Source organism: Variovorax paradoxus, from assembly GCF_029919115.1.
GTDB lineage: Bacteria > Pseudomonadota > Gammaproteobacteria > Burkholderiales > Burkholderiaceae_C > Variovorax > Variovorax paradoxus_O.
Window position 1 is genome coordinate 3,347,856 of sequence record NZ_CP123990.1, and the last position, 14,402, is coordinate 3,362,257.

At 65.7% G+C, this 14,402-nt stretch carries 13 protein-coding genes; 8 read left to right on the forward strand and 5 right to left on the reverse strand.

Annotated features, from left to right (window positions below):
* Position 1 precedes the first annotated feature (1 nt).
* A complete protein-coding gene (locus QHG62_RS16150; RefSeq protein ID WP_281146636.1) occupies positions 2-958 on the reverse strand; it encodes a threo-3-hydroxy-L-aspartate ammonia-lyase in 957 nt (318 codons plus the stop codon).
* A gap of 113 nt (positions 959-1,071) precedes the next feature.
* Between QHG62_RS16150 and QHG62_RS16155 the strand changes: the two genes are divergently transcribed.
* The 4 genes from QHG62_RS16155 to QHG62_RS16170 all read left to right on the forward strand — a co-directional run bounded on the left by QHG62_RS16155 (position 1,072) and on the right by QHG62_RS16170 (position 5,473).
* The gene (locus QHG62_RS16155) at positions 1,072-1,785 is read left to right on the forward strand and encodes a GntR family transcriptional regulator (RefSeq protein WP_281146637.1); all 714 of its coding nucleotides are present in this window, start codon (positions 1,072-1,074) and stop codon (positions 1,783-1,785) included.
* Positions 1,782-2,657 (forward strand): phytanoyl-CoA dioxygenase family protein, encoded by an 876-nt coding sequence (locus QHG62_RS16160; protein WP_281146638.1) that lies wholly within the window; start codon positions 1,782-1,784, stop codon positions 2,655-2,657. Before QHG62_RS16155 ends, QHG62_RS16160 begins: the two co-directional genes overlap by 4 nt.
* A 4-nt stretch (positions 2,658-2,661) precedes the next feature.
* Entirely contained in the window at positions 2,662-4,023 is a 1,362-nt protein-coding gene (locus QHG62_RS16165) for an NAD(P)H-dependent oxidoreductase (RefSeq protein ID WP_281146639.1), read from the forward strand.
* Between the two features lie 217 nt (positions 4,024-4,240).
* Positions 4,241-5,473: an RNA polymerase sigma factor gene (locus QHG62_RS16170; RefSeq protein WP_281146640.1), complete on the forward strand. Its 1,233-nt coding sequence runs from the start codon at positions 4,241-4,243 to the stop codon at positions 5,471-5,473.
* An 8-nt stretch (positions 5,474-5,481) separates the two neighbouring features.
* Here QHG62_RS16170 and QHG62_RS16175 read toward each other — a convergent pair whose 3' ends face one another.
* Positions 5,482-6,135, reverse strand: coding sequence for an NUDIX hydrolase (locus tag QHG62_RS16175; protein ID WP_281151675.1), 654 nt, complete (start codon positions 6,133-6,135; stop codon positions 5,482-5,484).
* A 177-nt stretch (positions 6,136-6,312) separates the two neighbouring features.
* Between QHG62_RS16175 and QHG62_RS16180 the strand changes: the two genes are divergently transcribed.
* From QHG62_RS16180 to QHG62_RS16195, 4 genes are all read left to right on the forward strand, one after another.
* Complete coding sequence (locus QHG62_RS16180; protein ID WP_281146641.1) at positions 6,313-6,975, forward strand: DUF4291 domain-containing protein; 663 nt, start codon at positions 6,313-6,315, stop codon at positions 6,973-6,975.
* On the forward strand, positions 6,962-7,516 hold the full coding sequence (locus QHG62_RS16185; protein WP_281146642.1) for an NADAR family protein: 555 nt from the start codon (positions 6,962-6,964) through the stop codon (positions 7,514-7,516). Before QHG62_RS16180 ends, QHG62_RS16185 begins: the two co-directional genes overlap by 14 nt.
* Positions 7,513-8,409: an ADP-ribosylglycohydrolase family protein gene (locus QHG62_RS16190; RefSeq protein WP_281146643.1), complete on the forward strand. Its 897-nt coding sequence runs from the start codon at positions 7,513-7,515 to the stop codon at positions 8,407-8,409. The genes QHG62_RS16185 and QHG62_RS16190 overlap by 4 nt, the downstream gene beginning before the upstream one ends.
* 114 nt (positions 8,410-8,523) lie before the next feature.
* Positions 8,524-11,133, forward strand: a complete 2,610-nt coding sequence (locus QHG62_RS16195) for an FtsX-like permease family protein (protein ID WP_281146644.1) — start codon at positions 8,524-8,526, stop codon at positions 11,131-11,133.
* Positions 11,134-11,565: 432 nt separating this feature from the next.
* Here QHG62_RS16195 and QHG62_RS16200 read toward each other — a convergent pair whose 3' ends face one another.
* From QHG62_RS16200 to QHG62_RS16210, 3 genes are all read right to left on the reverse strand, one after another.
* The gene (locus QHG62_RS16200; protein ID WP_281146645.1) at positions 11,566-12,402 is read right to left on the reverse strand and encodes an ABC transporter permease; all 837 of its coding nucleotides are present in this window, start codon (positions 12,400-12,402) and stop codon (positions 11,566-11,568) included.
* 3 nt (positions 12,403-12,405) lie between these two features.
* The gene (locus tag QHG62_RS16205) at positions 12,406-13,353 is read right to left on the reverse strand and encodes an ATP-binding cassette domain-containing protein (RefSeq protein WP_281146646.1); all 948 of its coding nucleotides are present in this window, start codon (positions 13,351-13,353) and stop codon (positions 12,406-12,408) included.
* Between the two features lie 83 nt (positions 13,354-13,436).
* Positions 13,437-14,327 (reverse strand): LysR family transcriptional regulator, encoded by an 891-nt coding sequence (locus QHG62_RS16210; RefSeq protein ID WP_281146647.1) that lies wholly within the window; start codon positions 14,325-14,327, stop codon positions 13,437-13,439.
* Positions 14,328-14,402 lie beyond the last annotated feature (75 nt).

Here is a 14,402-nt window from a genome sequence, read left to right on the forward strand (position 1 = left end):
GCTAGGCTAGCAAGGCTGCGTAGCGCGACAGGTCGACGTTGCCGCCGCTGATCACGATGCCGACACGCTGCCCCTCGATGAGCTTGCCCGCGGCAATGGCACCCGCAAAGGCGAGGCAACCCGTCGGCTCCACCACGATCTTCATGCGCTCGGCAAAGAAGCGCATTGCTTCGACGAGCTGATCGTCCGTCACGGTAAAGATGTCGTTCACGTCGCGCTTGATGATGCCGAAGGTGTATTCGCCCAGATGCTGCGTCTGCGCGCCGTCGGCGATGGTCTTGGGCGTTTCGATGTGCACGATCTTTCCCGCGCGAAACGACTGCTGGCCGTCATTGCCCGCCTCGGGCTCCACACCGTAGACCTTGCAATCGGGTGACAGCGCGCGCGCCGACAACGCCGAGCCAGAGAGCAGCCCGCCGCCGCCCAGGCACACGAACAAGTGGTCGAGCGGACCGGCTTCTTCGATCAGCTCCTTCACCGCCGTGCCCTGGCCCGTGAGCACGTCGGGATGGTCGTAGGGCGGAATCATCGTCATGCCGCGGTCCTGCGCGAGCTGCCTGGTCAGCGCCTCGCGGTCTTCGGTGAAACGGTCGTACATCACCACCTCGGCGCCGTAGCCCTTCGTGGCCGCCACCTTGGCGGCGGGCGCGTCCTTGGGCATGACGATCACCGCGGGCATCGACAGCAGCCGCGCCGACAGCGCAATCGCCTGCGCATGGTTGCCTGAAGAAAACGCGATGACGCCGCCCTTGCGCTGCGCAGCGTCGAACTTGGAGAGCGCATTGAAGGCGCCGCGAAACTTGAACGCGCCCATGCGCTGGAAGTTCTCGCACTTGAAGAAGAACCGCGCGCCCCAGCGCTCGTCGGCGGTGGTCGAGCGCAGCACAGGCGTGCGGTGGGCATGGCCTTCGAGCCGCGCGGCCGCGGCAATGACGTCGTCGTAGGTGGGTAGTTGCATGCGCAGAGCTTAGCGGCGGCTTACGTTTTTTTGCAGGGCCCATGGGTAAAAACCCGGGATACGCCGAGTCCGCATCTTTGTACTCTGTATACAGAGTTCAGAGAAAGCCAGTCATGCCAGCCCACCTCGTCAGCATCGAAGCCTCGCCCGACCTCGTCGACCAGGTCTACCGCGCCCTGCTCGGCGCCATCAGCAGCGGCTCGCTCGCGCCCGGCGAGCGCATCACGCAGGAAGACATCGCGCAGCGCCTCTCGGTGTCGCGCCAGCCGGTGCTGCAGGCGCTGCGCCTGCTCAAGAAAGACGGCTTCGTGCTCGATGCGCCCGGCCGCGGGGTGCTGGTGGCGCCGCTCGATGCCGAGTGGATGCGCAAGGTCTACCAGGTGCGCGGCGCGCTCGACGTGCTGGCCGCCCGGCTTGCCGCGGCACAGCGCTTTCGCATCGACCCCAAGCTGATGGAGCGTGGCCGCCGCGCGGCGCGCGGGCGCAATGTCGAAGCCATGATCGACGCCGACATGGCTTTTCATGAGGCCATCTACGAGGCGTCCGGCAATCCGCTCATCGGCCAGAGCGCCGGCCAGCATTGGCGCCACCTGCGCCGCGCCATGGGCGCCGTGCTGCAGGCCGAGCCTCAGCGCGAGTCGCTGTGGGACGAGCACCAGGCCATTGCCGACGCCATTGCCGCAGGCAACGCACAACGTGCCGCGCAGCTGAGCGAAGAACACGTTGCGCAGGCGAGCGAAGCATTGAGCCGGCGGCTCGCGCAGCAGCTGGCGCGCACCGCATCGGCCACCCATCACACCACCCACCGCAAAGGAGACAAGGCATGAAGTTGAGCCCCGACCAACGCGCGCAGTTCGAGCGCGACGGCTACCTGTTCTTTCCCGGCCACTTTTCACCCGAAGAGACGAAGATGCTGACCGATGCGGTGCCCGAGCTCTACAGCCGGCGAGAGGCCTTCAACGTGCGCGAGAAGGGCTCGGACGCCGTGCGCACGAACTTTGCCGCGCACCTGATCAGCGAACCCTTCGCGCGGCTGGCACGCCACCCGCGCATGGTGGAGCCGGTGATGGACCTGTTCGACGAGCAGGTCTACATGCACCAGTTCAAGATCAACGGCAAGATGGCCTTCGAGGGCGATGTGTGGCAGTGGCACCAGGACTACGGCACCTGGCTCAACGACGACCTGATGCCCTCCGAGCGCGCGATGAATGTCGCCATTTTTCTGGACGATGTGAACGAGCACAACGGCCCGCTGATGTTCATTCCGGGCAGCCACCGCAAGGGCGTGGTCGATGCGAAACATGACCTCACGACCACGAGCTACCCGCTCTGGACGGTCGACAACGACCTGATCCGCCAGTTGGTGGACCGTGCCGGCGGCCAGCATGGCGGCATCGTTTCGCCCAAGGGCCCCGCCGGTTCGATGATCCTGTTCCACAGCTGCCTCGTGCACGCATCGGGCAGCAACCTTTCGCCCTTCAACCGCGTGGCGGTGTACCTGAGCCTGTGCGCCGTCAGCAACCATATTCGGCGCCACAAGCGGCCCGAGTACATCGCGCACCGCGACTTCACGCCCATCGAGATGCTGCCCGACGATTGCCTGCTGAAGCCCTACCCGGTCGAGGTGCCGTGGAAGAACGGCCTGCCCGAAAGCGCGCTGCAGACTTCACTCGAAACTCTCGACACCGTGGAGGCCTGAGCTCATGAGCCTCTACACCCGCCTGCAGCAGCGCGCCGCCGAAGGCCGCCCCATCCGCATCGGCCTGATCGGCGCCGGCAAGTTCGGCTCGATGTATCTTGCGCAGATTCCGCGCACGCCCGGCGTGCAGCTGGTGGCGATTGCCGATCTTTCGCCCGCCGCGGCGCGCGTCAATCTCGAACGTGTCGGCTGGGACCCGGCCCGCGCTGGGGCGGGCTCGGTGCAGGAGGCGCTGAAGACCGGCAGCACCTGGATCACCGAAGACTGGCAGGCCGTGACGCGCGAGCCTTCCATCGACATCGTGGTCGAGTGCACCGGCAATCCGGTGGCCGCGGTCGATCATTGCCTGGATGCCTTTGCACACGGCAAGCACGTGGTGAACGTGACCGTGGAGGCCGACGCCTTCTGCGGCCCGCTGCTCGCGCGCAAGGCGCAGCAGGCGGGTTTGATCTATTCGCTGGCCTTCGGCGACCAGCCCGCGCTCATCTGCGACCTGGTCGACTGGGCGCGCACCTGCGGCTTTCCGGTGGTGGCGGCCGGTCGCGGCCACAAGTGGCTTCCGCACTTCACCGAATCGACGCCGGAAACGGTGTGGGGCAACTACGGCCTCACGCCCGAACAGGCGCTGCGCGGCGGGCTCAACCCGAAAATGTTCAACAGCTTTCTCGACGGCTCCAAGCCTTCGATAGAAAGCTCGGCCGTGGCCAACGCCACCGGCCTGACCGTGCCTTCTGACGGCCTGCTCTACCCGCCCGCGAGCGTGGAGGACATTCCCTTTGTCACTCGCCCGCAGAGCGAAGGCGGCGTGCTGGAGCGCAAGGGCATGGTTGAAGTGATTTCGTCGCTCGAAGCCAATGGGCGAAAGATTCCCTACGACATCCGCATGGGTGTGTGGGTCACGGTCGAGGCCGAGACCGACTACATCAAGAACTGCTTCGAGGAATACAACGCCCACACCGACCCGAGCGGCCGCTACTTCACGCTCTACAAGCGGTGGCACCTCATCGGCCTGGAAGTCGGCATGTCGGTGGCCAGCGTGGCCTTGCGCGGGGAACCCACCGGCGTGGCAACCTGCTGGAACGCCGACGTGGTCGCCACCGCCAAGCGCGACCTGGCGCCCGGCGAAATGCTCGATGGCGAAGGCGGCTACACCGTCTGGGGCAAGCTGCTGCCAGCCGAGCGCTCCATGCGGCTGGGCGGCCTGCCGCTCGGGCTGGCGCACAACGTCAAGCTGGTGCGCGCAGTAAAGAAGGGCCAGAGCCTTTGCTGGGCCGACGTTGCCATGGACACCTCGACACACGCCTACCAGTTGCGCGCCGAAATGGAAGCGATGTTCGCGCCGTCCACGCAGGCCAAGGCCGCCTAGCAGGGCCGGGCAGTTTCATCGGCGCACGGCCCTTGGCATTCGCCATTGCGCCGGCGCATATTCAGGGGAAGAATAAATCGTTGGGCATGCAAGTCGCATGTCGAAATGACCGGCTGCGAGCCGTCATTGTGGTGAGCAATCTTGCTCGGCAGGCGTGTCCTCGACGGAGAAACACCATGCAATTCAGCTTCGGTGCAACTGGAACTCCGGGCGCATCGTGAACGAACTGGCGGCTCCCCGAGCCGCCGAGTGGGTGGCGCGCGAATCGTATGGGCGGCTGCTCGCGATCCTTTCAGCGCGCACGCACGACATTGCCGCATCGGAAAGCGCGCTCGCGGAGGCCTTTGCGCGGGCCTTCGAGCGCTGGCCTTCCGACGGCATTCCCGACCAGCCCGATGCATGGCTGCTGGGCGTGGCACGACACCGAAAGCTCGACGCCTGGCGCCATACCCGCATCCAGGATGCCGCCACGCAAGCCCTGCTGCTGCTGGCCGGCGAGGTCGATGTGGGCACGGTCGACGCCGCAGCACTGCCGGACGAGCGCTTGCGGCTGCTCTTCGTGTGCGCGCATCCGGCCATCGATGCCGCCGCGCGAGCGCCGCTCATGCTGCAGACCATGCTCGGGCTCGATGCGGGCCGCATGGCCGGAGCGTTTCTCACGTCGCCTTCCACGCTCGGGCAGCGGCTGGTCCGGGCCAAGGCGCGCATCCGCACCGCGGGCATTTCTTTTGAATACCCCGACGCGCGCGAACTGCCGCAGCGCTTGCAGCACGTGCTCGAAGGCATCCATGCCGTGTACGGCAACGGCTGGGACGACGTGGACGGCGCCGACACCTTGCCTCGCGGCCTTGCCGCCGAAGCCATCGAGCTCGGCCGCATCTTGTGCAGGTTGATGCCGAACGAGCCCGAGCCGCCGGGCCTGCTCGCGTTGATGCTGTTCAGCGAGAGCCGGGCGGCGGCACGGCTGAATGACACCGGGACCTACGTGCCGCTCGACCAGCAGGACATGGCGGGCTGGGATCCGGACCTGCTCGCGCAGGCCGAGCAGCATCTGCGGCAGGCAACGACCATGAACAGCCCCGGTGCGTGCCAACTGGAAGCCGCCATCCAGTCGGCCCATTGCGAGCGCCGCGTCGGCGCACCGGTGGCGCCCGAAACGATGGTCGCGCTGTACGACAACCTGCTGGCGCTGCGCCCCGGCATCGGCGCCGAGGTGAGCCGTGCCTGCGCCATTGCCAGGGCGCGCGGCCACGATGTGGGCCTGCAGGCGCTCGATGCCATTGCGGCTGGCGAGGTGGCAAGCTACCAACCCTTCTGGGCGGCCCGCGGCCACCTGCTCGCGGCAGGCGGCGCCCGTGCCGCCGCGCGCCAGGCCTTCGATCGCGCGATAGGCCTGAGCGCGAGCGCCGCAGTGCGCGCATATCTCAATGGGATGTCCGAGCGGCTCTGAGCGCCCCATCATTTCGCGTTGAAGGTCCGCGGAAACAGTGCCGCCTGCGAACGGTCGCGCAGCCGGTAGCTCATGGCCGGCCGGCCGAGACTGCCGGTGAGCATGCCCGCCTCTTCCATGAACCCGCCATCAAGCATGCGCTTGCGAAAGGCGCTCTTGTCCACGCTCCGGCCGAGCACCACCTCATAGGTGTGCTGCAGCGCCGGCAGCGTGAACGGCTCTTCGAGCAGGAAGGCCGGCAGCGACGTGTACTCGACCTTGCTGCGCAGCCGCGCGATGGCGGCGTCAAGCAGTTCGCCGTGGTCGAAAGCCAGCCGCTTGCGCGATGCGGCCTCCACTTTGAACCATGCCACGTCCGCGGCATTGGCGCCGCTGCGCAGTTGCATCGCCTGCGCCGGAATCAGCGCGTAGAAGCAGTGCGTGGCCGACCACCCGCGCGGATCGCGCCCTGCGCCGCCCCAACTGCCGAGCTGTTCGAGATAGGGCGCCACTACGCCGGTCTTCTCGCGCAGCTTGCGCAGCGCGCAGTCGAGCAGGCTCGCATCGTCGTCGATATTCACGAACCCGCCAGGCAGCGCCCACTTTCCCGGAAACGGCTCGGCCGTGTTGTGGGGCCGCCGCACCAGCAAAACCTGCAGGGCATCGTCAAGCACGGTGAACATCACCACGTCGACCGTGACCAACGGACGGGGAAAGTCCAGCGAGGGAAAGTTCGACTTGGGTGTATTCACAACGATGGCTTGACTCCGAATCTATTAGTTGTATTATACAACCCTTAATTAGTTGCACAAAGCCACAAATAAAGATCAAGAACAACTACAACCAGAGGACCAAGAACAATGAACAACACCACCCCACCCTTGCCCACCGAGCGACACGTGGTCCAGCGCGAGCGCTGGCCGCAGAACGGCAGGCACATCCTGGCGCATTGCGATGCGCAGTCAGTCATCGTCTACCAGGCCTACCGCCCTGCCATCGGTGAATACGCGCTCCGGCACGGCCGCCTGGACGGACCGGACTTCAGTCTTTCGCGCATGAGCTGGATCAAGCCCAACTTCCTCTGGATGATGTATCGCTCCGGCTGGGGCACCAAGGAAGGCCAGCAAGTCACGCTCGGCCTGCGGCTGCGCCGCGCATTCTTCGAGCGGGTGGTGCGGGAGGCCGTTCCTTCGACCTTCGACTCCGCGCACTTCCGGAGCCGCGAGGCGTGGCAGGCGGCGGTCGAGCGATCCGAGGTGCGCCTGCAATGGGACCCTGACCATGCGCCGAGCGGCAACAAACTGGAACGCCGTGCGATCCAGCTCGGCCTGCGCGGCCGTACGCTTGCGGAGTTCGCAAAAGAAGAGCTGCTCGAAGTGATTGACATGCGCGCCTTTGTGGAGGCACAGCGCCCGCTGGCGCAAGACGACAACTCCGAGCTGCAATTGCCAGTGGAGCATCCGCTCGACATCGAGCCACGAGGAAAAGAAGATGACAACAAATCCACCCATGACCCCGCGTAGCGCCAAGGACCTACCAGCGTACTTCGCGCACGGCTATCGCCCGGAGTACCTGTTGTTTTGGGGCCACCAGGCGCCGCAGAGCGGCGTGAACAGAAGCTGCTTTAGCCAGTGGTTCGAGGCTGGGTTCACGGTCGACGGCGTGAGGTATCGCACAGCGGAGCATTTCATGATGGCCGGCAAGGCACGCCTGTTCGGCGACACCGAAACCTGCGAACGCATCGTCGCGGCGCGCACACCTGGCGAAGCCAAGAAGCTTGGTCGCGAGATCCACCACTTCGACGAAGCGGCGTGGGTCGAAGCACGTTTCGATATCGTCACGCACGGCAATGTCGAGAAGTTCTCGCAGAACGCTGCGCTTGGCGCCTTCCTGCTGGGCACCGGCCATCAGGTGCTGGTGGAAGCCAGTCCGGTCGACGCCATCTGGGGCATCGGCCGTGCCGCCACCGATCCCGCGGCCCAAAACCCTCTCGAATGGCGCGGCCTCAACTTGTTGGGCTTCGCACTCATGGCGGCGCGCGATGTTCTGAGGACCATACGGTGAGCGCCGCGCGCTACCAAGGCTGCCTGCTCGGCTTGGCCTGCGGCGATGCCGTGGGCACGAGCGTCGAATTCAGCCCGCGCGGCAGCTTCGCGCCGGTGACCGGCATGCACGGCGGCGGCCCCTTCGACCTGGAGCCCGGCGAATGGACCGACGATACGTCGATGGCGTTGTGCCTCGCAGCCAGCCTGATCTACCGTCGCGGCTTCGATGCCGTCGATCAGATGAACCGCTATTGCAACTGGCGCAACGTAGGCTACATGAGCAGCAACGGGCGGTGCTTCGACATTGGAATTGCGGTGTCGAATGCCCTTACCCGCTATCTCGCGTCGGGCGAACCGTTCGCGGGTGACCCCGACCCACGCACAGCCGGCAACGGCGCATTGATGCGGCTTGCCCCTGTCCCAATGTTCTTCAGGTCGAGCGCCGAGGCCACATGGCAGCAAGCCGGAGAGAGCACACGAACCACGCACGGTGCACTGGAAGCAATCGAATGCTCTCGCCTCTTTGCCTTGCAATTGCGCGCAGCGCTGCTTGGACAAGAGAAGGCCTTTATTCTTGCAACCACTCCCTTGGAGCCATTGAGCACCAAGGTTGCGGCTTTGGCGCGCGGCGAATATGCGGCGAAATCTTCCGAGCACATAAAGGGCTCGGGCTACTGCGTCGAGTCGCTCGAGGCGGCGCTCTGGTGCTTCGCGCACACGAATTCGTTCGAGGAAGCCGTGCTCACAGCGACCAACCTCGGGGATGATGCCGACACGACCGCTGCTATCTGCGGTCAACTCGCAGGCGCCTTCTACGGCATCCACGGCATTCCGATGAATTGGCTTGAACAACTCGCGATGCGCGATGAGATCCACGAGATGGCACAGCAGCTTTTCGAACTAGCGCGCTGATTACAAGCTTCGCTCTTGTGCGCAGGACGCGACGACAAACATCCTCTTTCGGATGCAGAGCGCCGGTTGAGATGGCAGTGACTCGACTATTGCGGCAAAGGCCACAATGGCGGCATGCGTGCCTTGCTCACCACCTTTTCCTGGCAGGAACTGCGCCACCACCCCTGGCGCAATGCCGCAGCGGTATTGGCCGTGATGCTGGGCGTGGCGCTTGCGTTCTCGGTGCAGCTCATCAACGCCTCCGCCCTCGACGAGTTCTCCAGCGCCGTGAGGTCTGTCAACGGCCAGCCGGACCTCGAGGTGCGCGCGGTTCAAGGCAGCTTCGACGAAGCGGTGTTCGCGCAGCTTGCCCGGCATCCGCAGGTGGCCTTGGCAAGCGCGGTGCTCGAGTTCCAGGGCTTCGCGCTGGTTGATGAACGGCAGGTGCCGATGCGGGTGATCGGGGTCGACGCGCTGACACTGCCCGCCATTGCGCCGGCGTTGATGCCGCAGCCCCACAAGAATGCCGACCGCTTTGCAATGCTGGCGCCCGGCCACGTGTTTGTGAATGCCGCTGCGCGCAATGTGCTGGGCCTGCCTGCACAAGCGGCCGAAGGCGGCGGCGAAACAGTGCAGTTGCGAAGCGGCGGCGGCTGGCAGCGGCTCGAAGTGGCGGGCCATGTGGCGGCCACCGGCTCCGCGCTCGCGGTGATGGATATCGGCGCTGCACAAGACCTGTTCGACAGAATCGGCCAGCTCAGCCGCGTCGACTTGAGGCTTGCTCCAGGCACAGACCGTGTGGCTCTCATCGCCTCGTTGCAGAAGTCGTCGGGCTGGCCCGCCGGCCTGCAGTTTGCCGAGCCCGGCGACGCGGCCGAGCGCGTGAGCAATCTCTCGCGTGCCTACCGCGTCAACCTGACGGTGCTTGCGCTGGTGGCGCTTTTTACCGGCGCGTTCCTGGTGTTCTCGGTGCTGGCGCTCAGCGTTGCCAAGCGCGCACAGCAATTCGCTTTGCTTGGCGTGCTGGGCCTCACGCCGCGCGAGCGGCTGCGCCTTGTGCTGGCGGAGTCGCTGGTGCTTGGCCTGATAGGTAGCGCCGCCGGCCTGGCATTGGGCACCGCGCTCGCGGCCCTTGCGCTGCGGGTGCTGGGCGGCGACCTGGGCGGCGGCTACTTTCAGGGCGTGGCGCCCACGCTGCACTGGAGCAGCGGCTCGGCTTTGCTGTACGGCGGGCTGGGTGTACTTGCGGCGCTGGTGGGCGGCTGGTGGCCCGCCCGTGCGGCGCAGGCCCTGCCCGAGGCGCAAACGCTCAAGGGCCTGGGCGCGGCGCCGGTCCAAAGCAAGAGCCATTGGCTGGCGCTCGGCCTTATTGCCGCAAGCGCGGCATTGGCCAACATGCCGGCTGTCGGCGGCATTCCGGTGGCGGCATATCTCTCGGTCGGTTGCCTTCTGGTGGGCGGCATCACTGCATTGCCCTGGCTTATTGCGCTGCTGTACGACCGCATTGCACCCGCGTTTGCGCAACGCGTGCTGCCGATGCTGGCCATCGAGCGCGCACGGCGCATGCGCGGCACGGCGGCGGTGGCCGTCAGCGGCGTGGTCGCCAGCCTGAGCCTTGCGGTCGCGCTCACGGTCATGGTCGCGAGCTTTCGCGATTCGGTGACGCGCTGGCTCGACGTGGTGCTGCCGGCAGATCTCTATCTGCGTGCCACGTCGAGCGGCCGCTCTGCCAATTCGGGCACGCAGAGCAGCAGCGATACCGCCACTTTTTCTCCGGCGTTCGTGCAGGCGCTGGCGCACTTGCCGGGCGTGGAGCGCACTGGCACGCTGCGCACCCGATCGCTGCAGTTGGACCCCGCGCAACCCGCCGTCACGCTGATCGCGCGAACCCTCGAAGGTGGTGCTTCGCAGGCGCTGCCGCTGGTAGGCGCCGCGCTGCCGGTGCCGGCCGGGCAGATCGGCATCTACGTGAGCGAGCCGATGGTAGAGCTGTACGGCGCGAAGCCGGGCACCGTGTTTGCGCCGATGTCGAACGCGTTGGGCACCGCCAGCGGGGCCGCGCCGGCTGCGTTCTTCGTGGCAGGCGTGTGGCGCGACTACGCGCGGCAGTTCGGCGCCATCACCATGGACGCGCGCGACTTCGAACGGCTGACGGGCGAGCGCGAGGTGAGCGACGTGTCGCTGTGGCTCGCACCGGGTGCATCGGAAGGCGCGGTTCAGGCTGCAATTCGCGAACTGGCGGCACGCCGGCCGAGCGGCATCGACGGGTCCGATTCCAGCATCGAGATTTCATCGGTCGGGCAGATCCGCGCAACCTCGCTGCGCATCTTCGATCGCAGCTTTGCGGTGACCTACTGGCTCCAGGCCGTGGCGATTGCCATCGGACTCTTCGGCATTGCGGCGAGCTTCAGCGCGCAGGTGCTGGCAAGGCGCAAGGAGTTCGGGCTGCTCGCGCACCTGGGGTTCACGCGGCGGCAGGTGCTGGCGGTGGTGGCGGGTGAAGGTGCGGCATGGACGGCCATTGGTGCAGTTGCTGGCCTCTTGCTGGGGTTGGCGGTTTCGGTGGTGCTGGTGAAGGTGGTGAATCCGCAGAGCTTTCACTGGAGTATGGATTTGCTGGTGCCTTGGGGGAGGCTGTTGGTGCTTTGCGGGGCGGTGGTGGTGGCTGGCACCGTCACCGCGTGGCTGGCGGGACGGGCTGCCGCAGGCAGGGACGTGGTGCTCGCAGTGAAAGAGGACTGGTAAAGGGCGTCGGTTTGCCTGCCGATAGTGGGCTTGGTTTGTTTTCCGAGGCCGGGTGTCGCCCCGGCGGGCGACTCACTTTCTTTGCTTCGCCAAAGAAAGTAAGCAAACTCACTTTCTTTTGCTTCGCCAAAAGAAAGTAAGCAAAGAAAAGGCGACCCCACTGTCTGCGACCCTCCGCTGCGCTGCGGGCAACCTGCGGTGCTCGTGTTTCGCGGGGTCTCGCAGAACTCGCTTCGCTCAGACAGCTGCGAGCCCTGATCCGTTTCGCGGGGTCTCGCAGAACTCGCTTCGCTCAGACAGCTGCGAGCCCTGATCCGCGAAACCCTCCGCTCCTCGGCGCATACAGAGGGGCTTGGAAACCGATTGGCGAAGCAAAGAAAGTGAGTCGCCCGCCGGGGCGACACCCGGCCTCGGAAAACAAACCAAGCCCCGTTAAGCCCGGAACCTCTTCCGAGTCAACCCCAACGCCACCCAAAACGCAGCAACCGCATAAACAGTCAACACCAATGCATGCCGCCACCACCCCACAGGCCACTGATCCATAAAAAGAGGCCTCACCAAAGCCACCGCATTGGTCAACGGCAGCCAAGCCGCCACAGCACGCACGGCAGAAGGCAACTGCTCCAAAGGAAAGAACACCCCACTCAAGAACATCATCGGCGTCATGAACAGCGTGAAGTAATAGGTAAAAAAGTCATACCCCTTCGCCAGTGCATTGAAGATCAGCGCAATCGACGAAAACGTGATCCCCGCGCCCATCAGCACCATCCACGCAACGATGAGCTTGGGGCTGTGGCTGATCCCCAGCCCGAGCATCACGAACAGGATCGCGGTCACCGTAAAGATCGACTTGAATGCAGCCCACAGCATCTCGGCCAGCACGATGTCGTCGAGCCCCACCGGCGCGTTCATGATGCCGTCCCAAGTCTTCTGCACATGCATGCGAGAAAAGGCCGAGTACAGCGCCTCGAAGCTCGCGGCGTTCATTGCGCTCATGCAGATCGACCCGCTGGCCAGGAAGAGGATGTACGGCACCTTCACGCCATCCACCGACACCTGCCCCACCAGCGCTCCCATGCCGTAGCCGAAAGCCACGAGCCAGATCAAGGGCTCGGCAATGTTGCCGATGAGGCTCGGTATCGCGAGCTTGCGCCACACGAGCAGGTTGCGCAAAAACACAGGCCACCAGCGCAGCGAGAGTTCGGGGGCACGCCATACGGATGGTGCCGGGGGAGCGGCTGCTGTCGTTGTCGTCGTCATGTCGTTCATTGGCTAGCCGTCCTCGCGAATCTGCCGTCCGGTGAGCTTGAGAAAAAGGTCTTCGAGGTTCGCCGGCCGGTGAAAGGTGCGCAGCCGGCCGTGGTGCGCCAGCGCATCGAGCAGGCGGCGCGCGTCCTGCGTGTAGAAGAACACGGTCTCGCCGCTCACCTCCACACGCGCCGCCAGGGCCTTGAGCTCGGGCGACTCGGCGAGCGAGAGGGCGCCGTTGCCATACACCTCGACCACGTCGGGCTCCAGGTGCTCGGCAATCAGGTCGCGCGGCCGTCCTTCGGCAATCTTGCGGCCATGGTCGAGCACCAGCAGGCGGGAGCACAGGCGCTCGGCCTCGTCCATGAAGTGCGTGGTCAGCAGGATCGACTTGCCCTGCTGCAGCAGCACCTGCAGCCGCTCCCACATCAGGTGGCGGGCCTGCGGGTCGAGCCCGGTGGTGGGCTCGTCGAGCAGCAGCAGCTTCGGGTCGTTCACCAGCGAACGCGCGAGCGAAAGGCGCCGCCGCATGCCGCCCGACAGTTCGCCCGGTTTCGCATCTGCCTTGTGCGAAAGCGCCGCAAACTCCAGCAGCTGCGGCACGCGCTCGCGCACCTGCGCCTTGCTGAAACCGAAGTAGCGGCCGTACACCACCAGGTTCTCGGCGCAGCTGAAGTCAGGGTCGAGCGTGTCGAACTGCGAGACCACGCCAAGCTGCGCCTTGATGGCCAGCGCATCGCGCGGCATCTGCAAGCCCAGCGCGGAGATCTCGCCGCCGTCGGGCGTGGTCAGGCCCAGGCACATGCGAATGGTGGTGGTCTTGCCTGCGCCGTTCGGGCCGATCACGCCAAGGCATTCGCCGGGCGCGATCTCGAACGACAGATCGTCGACGACCGTGGTGCTGCCATAGCGCTTGAGGAGATGGCTGGCGTGGAAGAGGGGGGTGGAAGAGGAAGATTGCACGCCGGCCATTCTGGCCCAGGCACGCGAAACCTGCCGCCATCGGTTCATCCGATGGACAGCCCCGCCGAGTTCGGAGCAACCGGCGCCGCGTCCTACATCCGCATGCCGCTGAACTCGGTCTTCATCCAGTCGATGAAAGCCCGTGTTCGGGCCGGCAGCAGGCGCGCGCTGGGGTAGATCACGCTCACCGGCCGAGGTGGCGGTTCGTAGTCTTCGAGCACCAGCTTCAGCCGCCCTTGCGCCACATACGGCAGCACCTGGTAAGAAAAGAAGGTGCCAAAGCCCATGCCCGCCGCACAAGCCTCCACGGCGGGCGCGAGGTGGTTGAACTCCAGGCGGTTGCTCGGCGTCACGCTCACGGTCTTGCCGCCTTCGTGAAACTGCCATTGGGGCGGTGCGTCGATGCGGCCGCGCACGCACGGAGCGCCGGCCAGGTCGCGCGGATGCCGCGGCGTGCCGTGCTGCGCAAGAAAGTCGGGACTGGCCGCCACCACGCGCCGGATGGTGCCGAGCGTCTGGGCCACCAGCGACGAATCCTGCAGCGGGCTGATGCGAATGCCGATGTCGATGTTTTCTTCCAGCAGGTTCACCGTGCGGTCGTACAGCAGCACGCTGCAGCGCACCTTGTCGTAGCGCTTCATGAAGCGCGTTATGGCGGGCCCCACGTACATGTGGCCGAAGAGCACGGGGGCGGTAATGGTGAGCTGGCCTGCCGGCTCGTGGGCTTCGGCCTTGAGCGCGAGGTCGGCCGCGTCGGCCGCGAGCAGCACCTCGCGTGCACTGGCCAGGTAATGGCGGCCCTCCTCGGTGAGCGACAGGCGGCGCGTGGTGCGGTGAAAAAGCCGCACGCCCAGGTGCGCCTCCAGTGCCGCGAGCGAGCGGACCACGGCGGGCAGCGAGCTGCCCAGCGATTCGGCGGCGCGGGTGAGGCTGCCCTGTTCGGCAATCTCCACGAAGGTCTGCATGGCTTTGAAGCGGTCCATGGCGGGATTATTAAACCGAAAAACGCAGCAGTGAAATCCGCCAAAGGCTATTCATTCATTTATCGGATTAGAAAA

What these genes read in the sequence shown, in the direction of transcription:
- QHG62_RS16150 (WP_281146636.1), bottom strand. Translation starts at nt 958, where the DNA reads ATGCAACTACCCACCTACGACGACGTCATTGCCGCGGCCGCGCGGCTC.
- QHG62_RS16155 (WP_281146637.1), top strand. Translation starts at nt 1,072, where the DNA reads ATGCCAGCCCACCTCGTCAGCATCGAAGCCTCGCCCGACCTCGTCGAC.
- QHG62_RS16160 (WP_281146638.1), top strand. Translation starts at nt 1,782, where the DNA reads ATGAAGTTGAGCCCCGACCAACGCGCGCAGTTCGAGCGCGACGGCTAC.
- QHG62_RS16165 (WP_281146639.1), top strand. Translation starts at nt 2,662, where the DNA reads ATGAGCCTCTACACCCGCCTGCAGCAGCGCGCCGCCGAAGGCCGCCCC.
- QHG62_RS16175 (WP_281151675.1), bottom strand. Translation starts at nt 6,135, where the DNA reads ATGTTCACCGTGCTTGACGATGCCCTGCAGGTTTTGCTGGTGCGGCGG.
- QHG62_RS16180 (WP_281146641.1), top strand. Translation starts at nt 6,313, where the DNA reads ATGAACAACACCACCCCACCCTTGCCCACCGAGCGACACGTGGTCCAG.
- QHG62_RS16185 (WP_281146642.1), top strand. Translation starts at nt 6,962, where the DNA reads ATGACCCCGCGTAGCGCCAAGGACCTACCAGCGTACTTCGCGCACGGC.
- QHG62_RS16195 (WP_281146644.1), top strand. Translation starts at nt 8,524, where the DNA reads ATGCGTGCCTTGCTCACCACCTTTTCCTGGCAGGAACTGCGCCACCAC.
- QHG62_RS16200 (WP_281146645.1), bottom strand. Translation starts at nt 12,402, where the DNA reads ATGAACGACATGACGACGACAACGACAGCAGCCGCTCCCCCGGCACCA.
- QHG62_RS16205 (WP_281146646.1), bottom strand. Translation starts at nt 13,353, where the DNA reads ATGGCCGGCGTGCAATCTTCCTCTTCCACCCCCCTCTTCCACGCCAGC.
- QHG62_RS16210 (WP_281146647.1), bottom strand. Translation starts at nt 14,327, where the DNA reads ATGGACCGCTTCAAAGCCATGCAGACCTTCGTGGAGATTGCCGAACAG.